Consider the following 18,950-nt stretch of genomic DNA (forward strand, 5'->3'; position numbering starts at 1 on the left):
CTAAAAGTTTTGTGTGTCTACAACACGAATCATTCCGTACCATTTTAGAATTCTTTCACCAACACCCGGCACATCAATATGGAATATATATAAACCACTGGCTATTGGAATTCCCTGATCGTTTTTCATGTTCCAATCCTGAAAAGTACTTGGATTATCCTTGGTGATGGTTTTTACAAGTTGTCCTGAAATATTCCAAATAGTTATGGTGCAATTTTCTGGTAGATTGGTGATTTTAATGCGATTATCAAGCTGACCATTTTCATATTCACTATATCCGTAATAAGGATTAGGAACGATTTTGATAAGGTCCAGTTTATCTATTTGCTGATTTGTAATCTGTGTTGAGGTATAAAGTTCATTTGTATTAAACCTATAAGCAGGGTTACCATTGTTGACTCCTGTGAAAGTCTTTTGCTGATATGGATGAGAAACACGCAATTGAATTCTTACATCAGTTTCTAAAAGTGTGTGGTTATCTTCTAACATGGGAGACAGTACCCACATGCAGTTTTTCCATACTTTGTAGTAATCCTGACTAATTTCATTTTGCAACATTGTTTGCATATAATCACCATTATCATAAGCAGGCATGGTGTTATCATCTTCAATGCTATTCCCAAAAATGTAGATGTAATGTCCTCCACCAAAAATTGGGTTCCCTACATTGTCAACATATTCATTGGTTGGATTCCACAACATATCTGTTCCATTTGATCCGTTTAACCATGAGTTTTCTGCAAAGGCAAGATTCAACCTTTCTCCTGTTTCAATGTCAATGGCATAACCAGGGAAATAGCTCATTCCTACCTCTCCGGTAATTTCATCACCGTTAATATCTTTTGAAGGTGATTGTCTTAACTCCATAACAGTTGCATCACCAATTGTTTGATTGTTGTTCCAGTTGTTTTCAATTACGGCGCATCTGGTCCATTTTGTTTGATCTGATGTTATTACCAAATCAACTCCGTGAAGGAATGGGAAAGCACTTTTTGATTGGGCTGTTTGCATCAATCCAAACCAACCATTATTAGATCCTGAATAGTTAGATAAATCGGCATCAGGATAACCAATTGGCATATTTAAAAAGTCTTTACCTGTCAATTTAAAAGGCGCTACAATTCCGTCTAATAAACCTTCATACTCTTCCAAATCATCTCCATAATCAGGGTATGCACAATCTGTAAAAATAGATGGAGTTCCCCATTGGCAAGGATCAGGATCATTGGGGTTAAAAATCCCTGATCTTATCCAGTTAGATGGGAAATAATTGTCGTTGTCTTGTACCCCTGTCAACCATTGTTTTGCAGAGTCGGCAAAAACCATTGTTGCCCCAATAGGTGAAGTGTAAATTTGAGATATAAGCCCTGTACCTACATAAGAGGTTTGCTCAATCCATACAGATAATCCCCATTCGGGAATAAGTTGTTCTCTAGGGATATCAATGCTTTTATCTGACCAAACAGTATCACCTGTAGTAAGATTATGCATAAACCATCCGGCCTCATCTAATCCACCACCGGTATCTTCAACAAAGAAAAATTCAAAATCACTATTTGGTACATTTAAAGGATCAATAATTTGGATGCGCACAGGGCTGGCTCCAGGTTTATAAGTGATTTCATTTTGAGAACCATTGGTCAAAATTGCATCTTCAGAATCTTCACTTAATTCTGTCCAAATGCCTCCATTTCCCCAGCCATCTATTTTTGTAAGTGGGATTTCATAACCATAGCTTCCGTTAAAAGTTGTTCCACCACTTTCCACTTCAGGTGGATGAGGAATTCCTTCAAAAGCTCTGATTTCTCCAATGGCTGCTTTTCTTGATGCCAAATACGGAATTTTTTGTCCGTCTAATCCTCCCGGATCATTAGGATCATATTCTTTGAACTGATTTACGGCGTAAGAAACAGCCATGAAATAATAACGCTTAAAGTTTACCAGTTCTCGGCTTCCGGTAGCAAATTGATCTTCTTTTACAGAAAACGAATGACGGATCCCTTCATTTTCTCCGTCCACCATCACTTGAGGAACTGTTGCTCCAATGTCCGGATCAAATTCATAGTTCACCAATTTGGTGATAGAGTCTTTAACATCACATTGAAAAACTAGTCTTGCTAATTCAACATTATCCAAGTCAGTTGGACTCACTGTTTCATCTTTGATTTGATAAACTTGATAACCCTGAAACTTGTAGTTTCCATCAAAGTTCGGGTCATTATCTACATTCACCAAAAACGGATCAAATTCTGAGTAGTCCTCATCCTTATTGTTGGAAGCAGGTTCATTATAGATAGATACAATGAGTTCGTTTTCCATTTCCTGAATAGATAATTCCGGAGCATGCGGACCGTCTAATACTTTAAAGCAGTTGTCAAATAATGCTTGTGCTTTGTCATCTGCTTTTCGCAATTCTTTAACAGATTCAAAAGGATCACCTGAAGTGGCTCTTGCCCAACAAATACCGTAAGTGATGTTATTTACTGCTCCCGGCTGCAATACAAAGGGTCCTGAAGATTGCGCAAATCTTCTGTCATAAGGAACGTTCCCTGCAGTTTGCTCTGTCCAGTTTTGTTGTGGAATTCCTGAAGTTCCCCATCCCAGAGAATCACTTTCTCCGGGAAACATGTAGTTAGATGTAATGGCGGGAATAGCTCCAGCACTTGCCGGGTGACCGGATCCACCATAAACAAAAGGCGTTCCGTCTTTCCAATATCCAGATAAATAATTGTAATAATCTTGTCCTGTTTGAGGATCTGTTTGAGCGGCTAAGGCACCTCCACCTAAATTATTGTAATACAAAAAACGTCTCATTCCCATTCGCTCATTGTCTACAATTCCATCTCCATAACCAATTCCTAATCCCTTATAAGGAATTCCGTTTTGGGTAATGGCCTGATTATAATTAGTTGTAAGCGGATTATCAATTCCGTCATTGTCTTGATATGGGCCTTCAAAAAAGTCAACTCCTGCTGCCGGCGGATTTACGCCATATCCTTTAAAACCTCCCATGGTTTCATCAAAAGCATCTCCATTGTATGTATATCCCAATCCTCTTGAAACATCACATCCTACATAGTCATCATTTGGACCTCCAAGAGCACCGTCAATAAAAACCCCAAAATAAGTTCCGTAAAGTGTTTGGGTAGATCTGTTTACCAATTCATAATTGTAAAATGTCATGTTATTTACTTCATCATTAGTAGCAAAAGCAAACGCCTGACATCTTATTTCCATTCCCAATGGATCTGCTCCGGTTTCAGTGTGTATGTTTCCTTTGTCATTCATCACCCACCAAACAGTTTGGTCACCATATAAGGTCACAGTTCTGTCAACTGAGCAGTCTAACTCTTTTTCGATATCATACCAGGGATAATCACCTTGAAGTGGGTCATAATTTCCATCCTGATTACGATCATAGAAAGGAGCCAGGTAATAATTTTGACCTAGTGAAAGATCTCCATGCGCCGGCCAATCAAGAATTGAAACAGGAATTTCATAATCCGGAAAAAGTTCAGATTGGGTATTAGTTCCTTCTTGCTGATCTTTGATTCCTGCTTTGTACCAGGCATCAAATTGTCTTACTTCATCTTGCGTAACAACATAATGTTGATCATATTTTGCACATTCTGAAGGAATAATTTCAGCATCACCTCCATCAGTTAATGGGCCTGCCCAATAGTCATTTCCATCTCTGTATCTAACGGCAGCAATTTTTAATTGTCCATTGATATCCACACCACCTAACCACAAGGCTGAAGTAAATAGCGCCATTATTCCAGAACCCTTTGGAACTTCATATTGCGAGAAGTTTTGACCGGAAATTTGCCAAAGATTTCCACCGGTATGGATGAGGGCTTTTACATTGTTAAATTCTAGAAAAGTTGAGGCATTTGCCGGCGCACAACCCGCAGCTTTAAATTGTTGTGGGTTCGTTTCCGGTTTGTATGAATTGCCGTATTGTTGTCCGTAACTGAAACTGGCCAACAATACAATTAAAACTAGCAATAGCCTTTTCATGTGCGGAAAGGTACCAAATTTTTGATAATGTGAATAGCTTTAAATAAGGATGTTACTTTAGAAAGTGTCAACAAATTTCTCCAGTAATTTTTGCACCTGATCAAAGTTGGTAAGTGGCGTATTTTCTGCCGTGTCGTAAATGTCGTGGTAGTTTTTAACTGAGCCTCTTGAGTAGATAAAAAATGCAGGTACTCCGCTTTCTGAGAAAAAATGATGATCTGAGTTGGCAGATTCGCCTCTCTTTTTTACACTAGGAATTAATTTTTCATGATCATTTATCTCCACCATTTTATTAAATAGTTTCTCGTGTTTGGTTCCGTTTACCACTGTAATTCCGTCATCTGCTCCACCCATGATATCAACATTGAGTACCATTTTCACTTTTTTCAATGGGAAATAAGGATGCTCTACAAAATATTTTGATCCTAATAAACCTGCTTCTTCGCCACTAAAAAGACAAAAGACGATTGAGTACTTAGGTTGTTCCTGCATGTATTTTTTGGCCAGTGACAGCAACATGCTTACACCACTTGCATTGTCATTAGCTCCAGGGAAATAAGTGTCCGGTCCCATTCGTCCTAAATGATCATAGTGAGCAGAAAATACGATATACTTTTTCTTTTTCTTTCCTGGGATATAGCCAACCACATTTTTTGATTCGTAGTTAGGAACAAATTTGCTATTGATTTTAAGCTGAACTTTGTCCACTTTGTGGTAGGCAGCTGAATCAATTGATATTCTTGGATACACAGTTTGATTGCGGCCTACAGAATACATTTGTTTTTGATTTGTCACATAAATACTAGGAAAATACTTGGTGACTTCATATGACAATTGCATAATCTTTTGATTCAACATCTTGTCTGAATTTCCCAGAAAATTGAAGGCAAAAATGGTTTGTGAAGGGTCCATTTCACTGAAGTTGATTTCACCTTTGTAAACATCATTAAATGTTTGCTCATTGATTTCGTAAAGCTCAAATTCTCCTTGTGCAGAGCCCGAAATGGGAGTAACCAAATAATCTGCTCCAGGAGTCAAAGTGTCATCTCCCAATACAACTTCAATTGGGTAAGGAAATGTATTTACTCCAAATGAGTATGGTTGTGTATAGGGATGACCGGGAAATTCTTTTACACCTATTCTTTGAAATTCCTTTACTAGAAAATCTGCAGCCTTAATATCACCATTGTCAACATAACCTCTTCCATGATATCTAGGGGCACAAAGTGTATCTAAAATTTGTTTGGCATAATCTAATTGAGCATGCGAATGAAGGCTAAAAGCAACACTAGCAATTCCTAAAATAGTTTTGAGCATACCCAAATTTAGCGATTATATATAACGGCGTTCAACCAACTCAACAAACTTAATGATGGATTTATTTTCTAAATCCCATTTGTATTTGTTTGAGTATTCGTTTAGCTTTTCTCGGGCTTCATCAGCATCAGCACAATTATTTAAAACGTTAATGGCTTCTTCATAATTGTTGTTATCGCCACCAAACATAAAAGTGATGTATTCAAATTTTTTGGCAATACTGATTTCTGATTTAAGATCAGTAATAGGGGTGCTCTGCAGTTTTTTACGAAGTGTTAAAGCTTCATCATCAGCCAGTTTTTGGTTAAGAGAATTCTCATCTTCTTTTTCTCGCTTTTCTACATGGCTAGCTTTAAAGAGGTCAGATTTAGTTTTTACATCATCTGCTTCTGGGAAGGTTTCTTCTTCTTCCTCTTCAATAGGACTTTGCGTTTTAACATTGTCAGCTTCAGGGAAGGTTTCTTTTTCTTCTTCTTCCTCCACTTCTTCAATTTCTTTTTCCGGCTCTGATTCAGTCATATCAGAAAAATCAAATGAAGGTTGTTCTATTTCTTCTGAAACACCTGTAAAGTCAAAACTGCTAACTTCTTCTGGTTCTTCTTGAGGCTCTTCTTCTACTGTATTAGTTTCTTCAACAACAGCTTCTACTTCTTCCTCTACTTCTTCTTCCACCTCTACTGTTGCACTATTTTCTGGCTCACCAAATTTTTCGTAAGCTTTATATTTTAATATCAATAGACGTTCATAAAGCTCTCTGGCTTGTTCTACAACTTCTTCTAAATCTTCGATTCCGAGTTTTCCGGATTCAATTTTTTCGATTTTTTTGTGAAGCTTTTTACTTAGTTCCTGCATTTTTTTAAAAGATGTTTTACCCATTTTTTGCAAGTTATTCACAATTGGTTAAGGAGGCTTAAAATTAAATTTATATTTGGTCAACAAAGCGCAGAAAATTGAATACTTCTCAAAAAAATGATGTTAAAATCTCGAGACGAACAACCTTTAGTCCAAGGGTAAAAAACGCTCGTATTCAATTGATTTGCGGTCCAATGTTTTCCGGTAAAACTACTGCATTAATTTCTCAAGTACAACAGTTACGTAACGAAGGTAAAGATGTTTTTGTATTTAAACCACAACTAGACAATCGTTATGCAGATAAATCAGTTGTATCTCATGATAAAAATAAAGTAGAAGCCTTTGCCATTGATAAATCAGTTCAAATTTTAGACTATCATCTTAATGCAGATGTTGTTGCAGTTGATGAGGTCCAATTTTTTGACGATAAAATTGTAGAGGTCTTACAAAAAGTTGCCAATGACGGTAAAGATGTTATTGCTGCTGGATTGGACATGGATTATTTAGGACGTCCATTTGGAGCAATACCTGCTTTGCTAACTGTTGCGGATGACGTTAAAAAATTAAACTCTGTTTGTACATTTTGTTCGGGAAAAGCGCGTTTTTCACACCGCATCTCACAAGATAATGGCACTGTAGTATTAGGAGAAAAGGACAAATATGTACCTTTATGTCGTAGCTGCTACAATGAGCTAAAAGATCAGTGAACCTGAATTTACCTATATCTGAATTACTTTCTTTACTTGAAGTTGATTTGACAATCGAGAGAGTGTCTGATAATTTGTTGTTACAGCATGTTATCATAGACAGTAGATCTCCCAGAATTAATTCATCATCCCTGTTTTTTGCTTTAAAAGGTTTGAAGGATGATGGACATAATTATCTTTCAGAATTTGCAAAAAAAGGAGGTGAAGTTGCAATAGTAAATGAAGTTGATACTTCAGTAGACATTTTTCAAATTCCTGTAAAAGATAGTCTAGAGGCTTTGCAAAAATTGGCCATTCATCACCGCTCTAAGTTTGATTATCCGGTAATTGGAATTACAGGAAGTAATGGTAAAACTATTGTAAAGGAGTGGTTATATCACGTTTTAAAAGATGATTTTAATGTAGTAAGATCACCTAAGAGTTACAATTCACAAATAGGAGTTGCACTCTCTGTTTTAGGGATGACCATGCATCACAATTTGGCAATAATTGAAGCCGGAATTTCAAAACCGGGTGAAATGGCTAAATTATGGGAAATGATCAAGCCTACTCATGGTATTTTTACCGGATTGGGTGATGCGCATGACATCAACTTTGAAAGTAATGATCAGAAAAGAAAAGAAAAATTCTTGCTTTTCAAAAACGTAAGGCAAATCATCAATGCTGAAGAGTTAAAACCACTTGTACGTAAGCTGCCATTTCATGATAAAGCTTCTATTAGCAATGCAACTACTGTATATTATGTGGCTCAAACTTTTGGATTGTCTGAAGAAAGAGTGTTGGAGAAACTAACTTCTTTGCCTGTTGTTTCAATGCGTTTAGAGCAAATTCAAGGGCAGCAAGAATGTTTACTTATCAATGATGCATATAGTGCAGATTTTGCTTCGCTTGAAATTGCACTTAGTCACCTTAGTCAGGTTGCAAGAGACAGGAAGAAAGTACTGATTTTGTCATTTGCAAAGAACATTATGCAATTGACAGAAGATGATATTTTAAGAGACATGTTGTCCACGGCGGATTTGTCAGAGGTTGTTTTTATTGGTGAAGAAAACATCCTCCAAAAAGCTGGTGTTGATGGACATTATTATAAATCAATTGATGATTATTTAAACAATCCGATTGAGTTTAAAAATGCCGCAATTCTATTTAAAGGATCCAGAAAAAACAATTTGGAGAGGCTGGTGCATCATTATGCAGATAAAAAACACATTACTCAATTAGAGGTTAACTTATCTGCGATCAGGCACAATTTGAATTATTTCAGATCTCGTTTGGAACCTGAAGTAAAAACATTGGCAATGGTTAAAGCCCAATCATATGGAACAGGCCTGGTTGAAATTGCAGAATTTTTGCAAAATGAAGGGGTGGATTATTTGGGAGTAGCTTATACGGATGAGGGTGTTACTTTAAGAAAGGCTGGAATAACATTGCCAATTTTGGTGATGAATCCTGAAAAAAATGCATTTGATGATATTGTTGAATATGAATTAGAACCTTCTATTTATTCATTAAATAGTTTACAATCGTTTTTGCATCATTTGATTTTAAAGAATATACTAGGATTTCCTATTCACATTAAGTTGGATACAGGTATGAATAGATTAGGGTTTGTTGATGATGATTTAGATGAGTTAATTGAGACCCTTGAAACACAGCCTGAAGTTTATGTAAAATCTGTTTTTTCGCATCTGGCAGTTGCAGATGATGCAGGAGAAAAGAATTTTACCTTTAAACAGATTCGTCAATTTGAAATAATGACGGGGCAGTTAATGCAAAATTTAACTTATTCTTTTGACAGACATTTAGCCAATTCATCCGGCTGTATAAATTTCAATTCGGCTCATTACAATATGGTTCGAATTGGAATAGGGATGTATGGCTTGTTGAGTGGTGAAAGACAACACCTTGAAAATGTGCTTACACTAACTTCAGAGATATCTCAAATTAAGCTCCTAAAAGAGGGGGATAGTTTAGGGTACGGAAGAACCTTTATCGCCCAGGAGGCAACGGCTGTCGCTATAGTTCCGGTTGGCTACGCAGACGGACTGCGCAGAGGTTTAAGTAATGGAAATTGGCAGGTAATTATCAATGGTAAAAAAGCGAGAATTATTGGCACAATTTGTATGGATATGTGCATGGTAAATGTGACAGATATTGAGGCAAGTGTTGGAGACAGGGTTCAAATATTTGGTGATGAAAATTCCATATTTGAAATGGCTAAAAATCTTTATACAATTCCTTATGAAATCATTTCTGCCATTTCTTCAAGAGTACACAGGGTTTATCTGGATTAATTGCATTTAATTTCTTCTGTAATTTTTAGTTGGGTACAACTATCGTTTAGGCACCAATATTTCTTGTAAACTTCGCAGTGACAAGAATCCGTATCTAATTCCATACTCAATATTCTTGGGCCATTTGCCCAATTTCCCCAGCTGGCACCATCAGTGGTAAATCCCGCATCTTTAATAGCATTATCCAAATACAAAGTGTCATTATTAATATTTGTCAACTCATTTTGGTTGGGATATAAATCAGTGATTTCATAATGAAAGGTATCACAGAATGAAAGTTCTAATCGTTTATACTCGTCAAATAAAATAGGCAATGGATTATCTACCACGTAAAGAGTATCATGTGTAAATAAAGTTGGCTCCTTTGTATCTTTTTGCTGACAAGCTGTTATAAGGGTAATCATCAAAAGCTGGTACAGTTTTTTATCAAGTAATTGTTGACGAATTTTCATTGAATCAGTCGGTTTATCGAACAATATTGAGTTTTTTTGTATTTCGTGAAAGCGCTTTTTATTATCTGCATATTGATTCCAATTATTGGAAATGGGCAATTGCTGCAAAATCAAAGAGGTGAAATCTTTGGTGAAATGCCTTTTTTCAATCCTGATTTTGTAAAAAAGCAAAATTTAAAAAGCTTTAAAGGATCATATTCCACTAAGTATGATCATGACATCATTCGACCAAATAATGACGAGTTTGTGTATGAATTTGATAAGTTGGGCCAATTGGTTAGGAAGATCAAAATTCACCGAAACGATACTTTGATATCGGCTTACCAATACGATTATAAAGGCAATGTAATCATCTACAGAGAATCAAACAAGTTGGGTTATTATGAACAACGTTATACCTATGATAACTTTGACAGGATGACCAGCATGGAGATCAGACGTGATAAGGAAAATAACATGAATAAACTGACCTTTGAATTGGATGAATCTAAAGTTGTGGCTAAAGAAAGGTATGAATACATAGCACTTGAAGATAAAGACTATAAAAAGGTGTGCTATAATGGTTCAGACCGAGTTTTTAGAACCGAGTTTTATTATTTCAACACTGACGGTAAATTAGCTAAAATTGAATCAGCCTTATTTAATGGTACCGGAAGAACAGAGCAAAACTATTTTTATGATGAAGAGGGCAGGTTAGAGGAGATCAGTACCATATCCAAAGCTTCAAAAACTCACACTAAGAAAACCATTTTCACTTATGATGAGCTGGGAAATGTGTTGAGTAGACATGTCTATAGAAATGACAAGTTAATTGCTGAAGATCAATTGGTTTATTTTGCAGATTCCAAATTACTAAAGGCTGTAATAAACAGGGAAAATGAAAATCCTATGTTGACTATTTTGCAGTTTACCGACTTCAGGAATTTTTAGTTCCCGTCATATTCTACAATATTTCTTTCGGTTTCGTAAAGTCTTACTTTGAGTTCTAATTTAGGGTCAAGTTTTTCACGAATGATTTTCCATATTACAACGCAGATATTTTCCGCGGTTGGATTGAGGTTTTTAAATTCAACGGTATCCAAATTCAGATTTTTGTGATCAAAACGATCTTCCACCTCATTTTTTATAATGTCCTTTAAGATTTTAAGGTCAATTAAATATCCGGTTTCAGGGTCAATCTCGCCTTTCACCCACACTTCCAAATTGTAATTGTGCCCATGAAAATTGGCATTATTACACTTACCAAAAATTTCATCATTTTTTTGATTATCCCAATTTGGATTATATAATCTGTGTGCTGCGTTAAAGTGTGCCTTTCTGCAAACTGATACTTTCATACCTATCTTACTCTGCTTTTGTATAAAATTAGTTGATTTTTTCACTACAGGGTTTTATATCTTGAAAAAGAGAGATTTTTGACCAATAAATGAGGTTCTAAAAGTAATTTTTCTTTACTTTGCACTGGTTTTGCAAAGAACAAACCCTACTAAACCAGGCAAAAACTAGAAAATGAAACGATTCTTATTATCCTCTCTGTTAATTCCTTTATTAATAGCATCTTGTGGTGGGTCAGAAACTACGGAAGGTGAAAATTCTGATGGAACAGACACTTCAAATGTTGATTATTCAGGAATGTCAGAAATGCCACTTAAAGATCATGGCTTGAACATGAAAATTATGCTTCCCAATGTTGAGTCAAATGTTGGTTCGGCAATTGAGCCTAAAGTGGAACACGAAGATGGAGATTATTTATGGCATGTTAAAATCGGACCAAAATTCCACTTGATTATTGAGGATTTTGGTAAAGAGAAAAACAAAGTAGCCAATGAAAAAGCCAGATTAGATGATTTAAGTAGAATATTTGTTGTTGAATACATTGAAGACAATGAAAACTTAATCATGTACAAGAGAACTCTTCACGAAGATCAAGGTGGTCAAACTACCTATCACTGTTATGGTGAAACTACAATTGATGGCTACACTTATGTATTGAGATCTGAAGAAGAAGGAAACTTTAGACCTATCATTGAAGATATGGTAAAGACAATCAAATCTGCTAAACCAATTGGGGCAAGCTAAGATTTAATTATAAAGCATTAAAAAACCCGGTACTTTTTAAGGTGACCGGGTTTTTTATATTCAGTAAATACTTGCTTAGTAAAGCTTCAACTTTAAGAAAGTTCTCATTTCTTTAATTTCTTCTCTGTTCCATTTGTTATCTGCTTTCTTTAACAATTGCAACAAATAAGATAAGTTTTCAGCATCTGTTCCAGGCTCCACCAATTCCTCTTCACCTTCATCATCTTCTACTTTTTCTACGGTGTGATCAAAACATCCTTCTTCTGTGATGTATTCTGCAGCCAAACGAAGTACCTTTGCTAAAAGTGGATCCTCATCCTGTAAAGCGTCTTCTCTAATATCCATCAATGCCTTAGGCAATTTTTCAGTATCAAATCCTTTTTCAAGTTGTTTGATAATTTTATCAAGCTTTTCGTTCGACTTTTCCTGTACCATTTTCAAAAATTTTGACCAAAAATAATTAAAGTCTTTAATATGCGGCCTATTATTTCAAATCTAGCTCAATGATTTATCAATATTTTGTATTTTCGAACTGCTTCCAAATTCCATTGAGTGAAGAAAATTGATATCATAACGGCCCATAATATTTCAATTGACTATGATGCTGCAACAGTCATGAATAGAGGTGTTGCAAAGTTTTTAGACCTTTTGATAATATTTGTTTATGCCTTTATTTCATATCTCATTATTGCCAGTGTTTTTGCTTCAACTTATAATTGGAGAACAGGCGAAATACCTGAAATTGTAATTATCATGCTGGTAATTTTTGAATTGCCGATTGTTTTTTATTCCGTAATCATGGAATATTTTCTCAAAGGTCAAACGGTGGGTAAAATGGCAATGGGCATTAGGGTTGTAAAAATTAATGGTGAAAACGCCAACTTTAATGATTATGCCATGCGCTGGGCTTTTAATCTGGTAGATTTTTGGGTTTCTGGTGGAGCTGTTGCAGCTTTGTTTATTAGTACTACAGATAAGGGACAAAGGTTGGGAGATATTTTGGCGCAAACAGCTGTCGTTAAAAATAACCCAGATCAAGTGTATTCTATTCGAGATATTCTAAATATCAAAGACCGAACTAAACATGAACCAACTTATTTAGGTGTTTCTAAGTTTACTGATGAGGATATGATTTTGATAAAAAATGCAATTACCAGAGTTAAAAAATATCCCAATGAACCGCATAAAGAATTGGTTCGAGAATTAGCAAAAAAAGCAGCAGAAGAACTCAATTTGGAAGAAGTTCCACAGAAGAAGCTAACGTTTCTGAAAACACTTTTACAAGATTACATTGTATTAACCCGATAATCAGCTGGTTAAATCGTTACGAATTTAAACAACGCGTTAAATTCTTATCAACTTTGATTTGCTCCATAATCTTTTAAATCCTTACATTCGTGGCGATTACAATTTTAATCACCAAAAAATTATGAAAAAACTATTTACGCTCTTAACATTGATGATGACGCTATTGGCTTTTAACGCCTCTGCTCAAGTGTCTTTTACAGCCTCTCAAACCAGTGGTTGTGCTCCTTTAACGGTGAATTTTATTAATACCAGCACCCAGGGAGATGACTTTTGGTGGTACATTGATGGAAACTCATTCAATCAAACCAATGTTCAATACACCTTTACAAATGGTGGTTATCAAACGGTATATCTTGATGCTTATTCAGGAGGATCTTTTATTGGATCATACAATGTGAATATTGATGTTTTTGGCCCTCCAAGTGAGGTATATTTTTATAACGGAGATGTGAAATGTCCTGGAGACTTTGTTGAGATGAATTGTTATATGGCTGGGGCAGCATCATATTCTTGGGATTTTGGTGATGGTAGTACAGCAAGTGGAGATTATTACCAACAACACACTTATTCTACACCAGGAGATTATTATATCAATGTAACCATTACAAGTAGTTGTGGGACTCACGTAGTAACTGATACGGTTACAATTGACAATAATTTGCCGTATTTCGGAGGTAACGCATACTTTAATATTAATCCTGTTACAGTGTGCCCTAACACAAATATATGGGGTAATGCAACAAATGGATACTCTGCATATTCTTGGGATTTTGGAGATGGTAACACTGCTTCTGGTAATGATTATGAGCAATGGTCATATACCAATATAGGGTCATATAATGTGAATTTGACAATTTCAAACGGATGTGGGGTTGACACTGTATTAACCGAGGTTGTAACTGTAAGTAGTGGTACACCGGTTCAAAATCCTCAATTAGGATTGCCGGATACAGTTTGCCCAAATGCTATGTTTTGGGCAGATGCATGGTCGGATGATGGTATAGATTATGTTTGGGATATGGGAGATGGTTCTCCAACGATAAACAATCAATCACATGAACATACTTACACATCTCCTGGTATTTACACTGCAACTTGTGTGATTACGAACAACTGTGGAAATTCAACTACAGAAACACAAACCGTAGTTGTAAGTCCAAATGCACCGGTTAACAATCCATATTTTAGCACGAGTCAAAATGTAGTTTGTCCTGGTGATATAATTGACTTCTGGGCAAACTGGGAGTATGATGTTTATATTGATTTTGGTGACGGGACAGGAGCAAATGACAATAGTGTTTACCACTCTTATGATTCTCCTGGAACATATCCTGTATCTGCAACCATTCAAAATGCATGTGGTAATTCAATAACACTTTACGATACAATTTCTGTTCAAAATAACTTACCGATAAATTTAAATAATTTATACGCCAATGCATGGCCTTCTCCAGCTTGTCCAGGAACTGAAATTGAATTTGACGCTGCATGGGGATATCAGAGTTACCAATGGAATTTTGGAGATGGAACTACTTCTACCAATCAGAATGCTGATCATATTTATAATTCAACAGGGATATATAATGTTGACGTTTTAATAACTAATGGATGTGGTAATCAAGGTACAGCTACTGTATCTGTTGATATTCAGGATAACCTACCAATTACAAATATTTATTTTGAGGTGAGTAATGACACTATCTGTCCAGGAAACAATGTTTCTTTTATGGTAGATGATGGAAATGACAATGGTTATAGTATCTACTGGGATTTAGGTGACGGAACTACTTCAACTAATTTTGGTGTCTCACATTCTTATGATAATGTAGGTGTTTATCCTATATCATTAACACTTACAAATGGATGTGGTAATGATAGTACGATTTTTGATACTGTTGTTGTGTCTAACTCTTACGCTCCACAGCCTGGAGATTATCAGGTGTTTGCTCAGCAAGAAGGATGTGTGGGTGATGATTTATACTTTGTTCTTATGCCTTCCGGATCAGCAGATATTACCTGGGATTTTGGAGACGGGAACAGTTCATCTACCGTTCAGGTTGTTGATGTTCAAGGAGTAAATGAGGTAGATGTTGCTTTTAATGCTTATACTGCACCCGGAACTTATTGGGCTACATATACCTTGACAAATGCATGTGGTTTCTCAGTTACTGATTCCGTTGAGATAAATGTTGGAGGTAATGGTGCTTCAATAATTCCTGATGTGTCTTTTTGGTGGGATGAAACACAAACAGCATGTCAGGGACAACCAATTGAATTTGTAGCTGTTGGTGGGGCAACTTATGTTTGGGATTTTGGTGATGGTACTGGTAATCTGGTAACCTATCAATCATTGTCTCCGGTTTACCACACTTATGCTAACCCTGGGTCATACACAGTTTCTGTTTCAACAATAAACCAATGTGGTAATACAGATGATTCAGATGAAAATATTTTCATCCCTCAATCGCAAATGGATATTACAACTAATACTGTTGTTCAATCTAATTGTGGAACCAATAACGGTATGGCAGTTGCCTCAGTAAGTGGTGGTATGCCTCCTTACCAATATTCATGGACAAATGGTGATCAATCTGTTATTGCAGATAGCTTGGCATCTGGTATTTATGTGTTAACTGTAACAGATAATAACGGATGTTCAAATGAAGCTATAGCTACAGTAAGTGATGAAGAAGGTGTAACTATCTTATTGGACAATATTGTAGATGTTGACTGTTATGGAGAAGATAACGGAAGTATTTCTGTATCTATTTTAGGAGGAGCTCCTCCTTATAATATCCAATGGTCAAACGGTGATCAAACAGAAGATATTTTTGGATTGCAAGCTGGACCTTATGAGATATTTGTAACAGATGCAAATGGATGTTTTGCTGTTAAGAGTTACGAAGTACAACAGCCTACAAAATCTAATGTGTCAGTTATTACTACACCTTCAGCTTGTGGAGGAAGTAATGGAACCGCAGTTGCTACAGTTAACAACGGTACAGGTCCTTACAACTTTATCTGGCCAAATGCAACAGGACCTTCTAACCAAACTGGTGGTTTAGAGCCTGGTATCCATACATTGTTAGTAATTGATGGAAATACATGTTTATTACAGAAAAACTTTGCGATAAATGAGCAAGGAGGACCAATCATAGTTACAGATTCAACTTTCCTTGGAACTTGTAATGGTGATTTATCTGATATCTATATCAGTACAATTGGTGGACAACAACCATTCACTTATACATGGTCAAACAGTACTTCAAATCAGGATTTATTAGATGTACTTCCTGGAGAATATGAAGTAGAAGTTACAGGAAATAACGGATGTTCATCTTATGCAAGTTTTGTAGTTGCTGAAACATCTCCATCTGCTACAACAATCTGCATGGTTGATGTTGATACAAATACACAAACTAACTTGATTGTTTGGGAGGATATCAATGATCCTGGAATTGCTTATTATAATATCTACAAAGAAAGTTCTGAAGCTGGATTATTCTACTTAATTGGAACGCAAAGTGCAGATAGTTTAAGTCAGTATTTTGATACGCAATCTGATCCATCAATTAGATCATGGAGTTACAAAGTATCATCAGTTGATGATTGTGGAAACGAATCTGAATTGTCAGATGAGCACAAAACAATCCACTTAACTACCAATCAAGGAATTGGTGGAGAAATCAACTTGATTTGGGATCATTATCAAGGATTCAGTTATTCAACATACTTCATCCATAGATATCATCCTTCAACAGGTTGGGAAGTATTAGATTCACTTTCTTCTTCGTTGATCTCTTATACTGACTTTGCTCCTCCTGGAGACAGTAATCTTGTATACCGTGTGTCAATCAACACACCTGGAATTTGTACTGCAACAAACAAAGCACAAGATTATAACTCTTCAAGATCAAACAATGAGTCAATCAACTTCCCTGAAGACAATACTGATTTAGGAGTAAGTGATGAGAATTATGAGTTGAATATTTATCCAAATCCAACAAACGGATTGGTTCAAATTAAATACACATCATTGATCAATGAAATTAGATTGTACGACATTTCAGGTAAAATGGTGTATGCGACAACTGAAAGCAATAACACACATCAAATAGATATGTCAGCTTTTGAAAGTGGGGTATATACTATTCAGATATTCTCTGATCAAGGATTGCTAAATGGCAAGATTATCAAAGAATAAACTCAGAAAAACAATTTAGGTCAGGAACACAAAACCTGGCAGCAAATTTAGTAGGCAATGCGGCGGTGATTTCACCGTCGCTTGTTTTATATACCAACTTGTTATCTTCAATTCTTATCGGCAAGTTTTGACGACTTACGAAATCGTAATTTTTGATTAAATCGTGATCTGTTTTTACCAAAGCAACTAAACTTCTATCATTAAAACCGTTGGCTCTTGTGATTTGTTGATAGGAAGTAATAATTCTAATATGAAGTATTTTACCACTTGGACTTTTCCATTCAATAGTTCCTAAATAGGTAACTACTTCTCTTCCCCAATCTCTTTCTATTGTTTCACTTTCACCTGCTTCATAATCCCATGTATGCTCCCAATAAGTTGTGTCCTGAGCATAAGTAGTTGAAGCTAAAATTCCCAAAGTCAATATGATAAATAGTTGTTTCATAATATTTTATACGAAACAAAATTATAAAAAGTTGAACGTTTTAGGATATTGTGAATTTCCTTTTAATGAGAGGAGCAGCATAATCTCTGTAAATAATTACAGTATAATGCCCTCTTCCCCAATTGGATACATCCTGGTTTAATCTGAACACATACTCTCCCGGTCCGTAAGGAACTTCTTTGAGAGGGTAAGTTATATTTTTACCATTTTGATATTTTATCAATACGCTAACAACACAATGTGTATTTAAGTAAAATGGAATATCACCCTGTATAGACTGAATTTTATCTGTAAACAACACATCCGGATCTTTTTCATAGGTAAAAGAATACCAGGGCATTTGTATTCCCATCAAATCTGCAACTTTGCGTTTTAAATATTTGACGTTTTCACCAGATTCATCATGAATTGATCCTATGTCGTGTCCATCAGATAAAACCCATACTGCATGTTGAATAGCGTCGATAGGAAAATTATATTTCTCTACAAATCGAGCAAGGTGCACCCAGTTTTCAGGAGCCATGTAGCCAACTTCAAATGCAGATTTGGAATAAGGAGACCCTTTTTTTGCCTGACAGCAAAAACCAAATAAACTAGCAGTGTCTTTTTGACTTGGAGCCAACGCTAAAAATGAGCTTTTAGCTATAAAAATATCTTGAATTGTGGTGTCCTCTGAAGTTAATCTTCTACCTCCTTCTACCCACATAAATATGGAATCAGTTGATTTATTTTCAACTAACAATTGCATGCAATTTCCTGAATGACCTCCAAGACCGGACAAAGAAGCGTCTACTTTGTTTTGTGATAATAATTTCTCTAGTGAAATGTACTTTGTAGAGTCTCTGTCTAAACCAAAAGCTATTGATTGACAAAGCAATAGTAAGATTGTAATGTAGTGTTGATGACTCATAGATTGAAGTTTAACTATATAGTCAATCAACTAATTTTCGTTACAAAAAGCCAAGCTCAAGTTGAGCTTCTTCACTCATCATGTCTTTGTCCCATGGTGGATCAAAAACAATGTTAATCTTCGCTTCACTAACCTCTTCAATCAATTCAACTTTGTTCTTAACGTCCACAGGTAAACTTTCAGCAACCGGACAATTGGGTGAAGTCAAGGTCATGTCAATTTCTACATTACCGTCTTGTTTAATCTTCACCTCGTAAATCAATCCAAGTTCAAAAATATCTACCGGAATTTCCGGATCATAGATTTCCTTCAAAGCCGCAATAATTTTGTCTTCCAGCTCCTTTTTCTCAGACTTGTCCATA

Annotated in this window: 15 protein-coding genes; 6 read left to right on the forward strand and 9 right to left on the reverse strand. The window is 35.8% G+C overall.

Annotation, left to right across the window (positions count from 1 at the left end; all coding sequences use genetic code 11):
* From K6119_RS13445 to K6119_RS13455, 3 genes are read right to left on the reverse strand one after another with little or no spacing between them, the layout of a single operon-like run.
* Complete coding sequence (locus tag K6119_RS13445) at nt 1–4,020, reverse strand: T9SS type A sorting domain-containing protein (RefSeq protein ID WP_221832500.1); 4,020 nt, start codon at nt 4,018–4,020, stop codon at nt 1–3.
* 57 nt (nt 4,021–4,077) lie between these two features.
* Complete coding sequence (locus tag K6119_RS13450; RefSeq protein ID WP_221832502.1) at nt 4,078–5,337, reverse strand: M28 family metallopeptidase; 1,260 nt, start codon at nt 5,335–5,337, stop codon at nt 4,078–4,080.
* Nucleotides 5,338–5,352: 15 nt separating this feature from the next.
* Nucleotides 5,353–6,213, reverse strand: coding sequence for a hypothetical protein (locus K6119_RS13455; RefSeq protein ID WP_221832504.1), 861 nt, complete (start codon nt 6,211–6,213; stop codon nt 5,353–5,355).
* Between the two features lie 74 nt (nt 6,214–6,287).
* Here K6119_RS13455 and K6119_RS13460 point away from each other — a divergent pair, with 74 nt between their 5' ends.
* Nucleotides 6,288–6,896, forward strand: a complete 609-nt coding sequence (locus K6119_RS13460) for a thymidine kinase (protein WP_255714161.1) — start codon at nt 6,288–6,290, stop codon at nt 6,894–6,896.
* Entirely contained in the window at nt 6,893–9,190 is a 2,298-nt protein-coding gene (gene alr, locus K6119_RS13465) for an alanine racemase (RefSeq protein ID WP_221832508.1), read from the forward strand. Before K6119_RS13460 ends, alr begins: the two co-directional genes overlap by 4 nt.
* On the opposite strand, the gene K6119_RS13470 is transcribed toward alr, so the two are convergent.
* Nucleotides 9,187–9,642: a hypothetical protein gene (locus tag K6119_RS13470; RefSeq protein WP_221832510.1), complete on the reverse strand. Its 456-nt coding sequence runs from the start codon at nt 9,640–9,642 to the stop codon at nt 9,187–9,189. The two genes, alr and K6119_RS13470, sit on opposite strands and share 4 nt — an antisense overlap.
* 45 nt (nt 9,643–9,687) lie before the next feature.
* Between K6119_RS13470 and K6119_RS13475 the strand changes: the two genes are divergently transcribed.
* Nucleotides 9,688–10,572, forward strand: a complete 885-nt coding sequence (locus tag K6119_RS13475; RefSeq protein WP_221832512.1) for an RHS repeat domain-containing protein — start codon at nt 9,688–9,690, stop codon at nt 10,570–10,572.
* Here K6119_RS13475 and K6119_RS13480 read toward each other — a convergent pair.
* The gene (locus K6119_RS13480; protein ID WP_221832513.1) at nt 10,569–10,979 is read right to left on the reverse strand and encodes a 6-pyruvoyl trahydropterin synthase family protein; all 411 of its coding nucleotides are present in this window, start codon (nt 10,977–10,979) and stop codon (nt 10,569–10,571) included. The genes K6119_RS13475 and K6119_RS13480 overlap by 4 nt on opposite strands.
* Before the next feature lie 172 nt (nt 10,980–11,151).
* Between K6119_RS13480 and K6119_RS13485 the strand changes: the two genes are divergently transcribed.
* Nucleotides 11,152–11,721 (forward strand): hypothetical protein, encoded by a 570-nt coding sequence (locus K6119_RS13485; RefSeq protein ID WP_221832514.1) that lies wholly within the window; start codon nt 11,152–11,154, stop codon nt 11,719–11,721.
* A gap of 75 nt (nt 11,722–11,796) precedes the next feature.
* Here K6119_RS13485 and K6119_RS13490 read toward each other — a convergent pair whose 3' ends face one another.
* On the reverse strand, nt 11,797–12,156 hold the full coding sequence (locus K6119_RS13490; protein ID WP_221832515.1) for a hypothetical protein: 360 nt from the start codon (nt 12,154–12,156) through the stop codon (nt 11,797–11,799).
* A gap of 117 nt (nt 12,157–12,273) precedes the next feature.
* On the opposite strand from K6119_RS13490, the gene K6119_RS13495 reads away from it, so the two are divergent.
* Both K6119_RS13495 and K6119_RS13500 read left to right on the forward strand, forming a co-directional pair.
* On the forward strand, nt 12,274–13,029 hold the full coding sequence (locus K6119_RS13495) for an RDD family protein (protein ID WP_221832516.1): 756 nt from the start codon (nt 12,274–12,276) through the stop codon (nt 13,027–13,029).
* A 121-nt stretch (nt 13,030–13,150) separates the two neighbouring features.
* Nucleotides 13,151–17,233 (forward strand): PKD domain-containing protein, encoded by a 4,083-nt coding sequence (locus tag K6119_RS13500; RefSeq protein WP_221832517.1) that lies wholly within the window; start codon nt 13,151–13,153, stop codon nt 17,231–17,233.
* Here the strand turns inward: K6119_RS13500 and K6119_RS13505 are convergent.
* From K6119_RS13505 to K6119_RS13515, 3 genes are read right to left on the reverse strand one after another with little or no spacing between them, the layout of a single operon-like run.
* The gene (locus K6119_RS13505) at nt 17,223–17,678 is read right to left on the reverse strand and encodes a hypothetical protein (protein WP_221832518.1); all 456 of its coding nucleotides are present in this window, start codon (nt 17,676–17,678) and stop codon (nt 17,223–17,225) included. The two genes, K6119_RS13500 and K6119_RS13505, sit on opposite strands and share 11 nt — an antisense overlap.
* 40 nt (nt 17,679–17,718) lie before the next feature.
* Entirely contained in the window at nt 17,719–18,588 is an 870-nt protein-coding gene (locus tag K6119_RS13510) for a hypothetical protein (protein WP_221832520.1), read from the reverse strand.
* A 40-nt stretch (nt 18,589–18,628) separates the two neighbouring features.
* The gene (locus tag K6119_RS13515; RefSeq protein WP_221833693.1) at nt 18,629–18,949 is read right to left on the reverse strand and encodes an SUF system Fe-S cluster assembly protein; all 321 of its coding nucleotides are present in this window, start codon (nt 18,947–18,949) and stop codon (nt 18,629–18,631) included.
* Between the last annotated feature and the right edge of the window lies 1 nt (nt 18,950).

It is taken from the genome of Paracrocinitomix mangrovi (assembly GCF_019740355.2).
GTDB lineage: Bacteria > Bacteroidota > Bacteroidia > Flavobacteriales_D > Crocinitomicaceae > Paracrocinitomix > Paracrocinitomix mangrovi.

Excerpts from the sequence above, each read along its gene's own strand:
- K6119_RS13445 (WP_221832500.1), bottom strand. The coding sequence starts at position 4,020 with ATGAAAAGGCTATTGCTAGTTTTAATTGTATTGTTGGCCAGTTTCAGT.
- K6119_RS13450 (WP_221832502.1), bottom strand. The coding sequence starts at position 5,337 with ATGCTCAAAACTATTTTAGGAATTGCTAGTGTTGCTTTTAGCCTTCAT.
- K6119_RS13455 (WP_221832504.1), bottom strand. The coding sequence starts at position 6,213 with ATGGGTAAAACATCTTTTAAAAAAATGCAGGAACTAAGTAAAAAGCTT.
- K6119_RS13470 (WP_221832510.1), bottom strand. The coding sequence starts at position 9,642 with ATGAAAATTCGTCAACAATTACTTGATAAAAAACTGTACCAGCTTTTG.
- K6119_RS13480 (WP_221832513.1), bottom strand. The coding sequence starts at position 10,979 with ATGAAAGTATCAGTTTGCAGAAAGGCACACTTTAACGCAGCACACAGA.
- K6119_RS13485 (WP_221832514.1), top strand. The coding sequence starts at position 11,152 with ATGAAACGATTCTTATTATCCTCTCTGTTAATTCCTTTATTAATAGCA.
- K6119_RS13490 (WP_221832515.1), bottom strand. The coding sequence starts at position 12,156 with ATGGTACAGGAAAAGTCGAACGAAAAGCTTGATAAAATTATCAAACAA.
- K6119_RS13500 (WP_221832517.1), top strand. The coding sequence starts at position 13,151 with ATGAAAAAACTATTTACGCTCTTAACATTGATGATGACGCTATTGGCT.
- K6119_RS13505 (WP_221832518.1), bottom strand. The coding sequence starts at position 17,678 with ATGAAACAACTATTTATCATATTGACTTTGGGAATTTTAGCTTCAACT.
- K6119_RS13510 (WP_221832520.1), bottom strand. The coding sequence starts at position 18,588 with ATGAGTCATCAACACTACATTACAATCTTACTATTGCTTTGTCAATCA.
- K6119_RS13515 (WP_221833693.1), bottom strand. The coding sequence starts at position 18,949 with ATGGACAAGTCTGAGAAAAAGGAGCTGGAAGACAAAATTATTGCGGCT.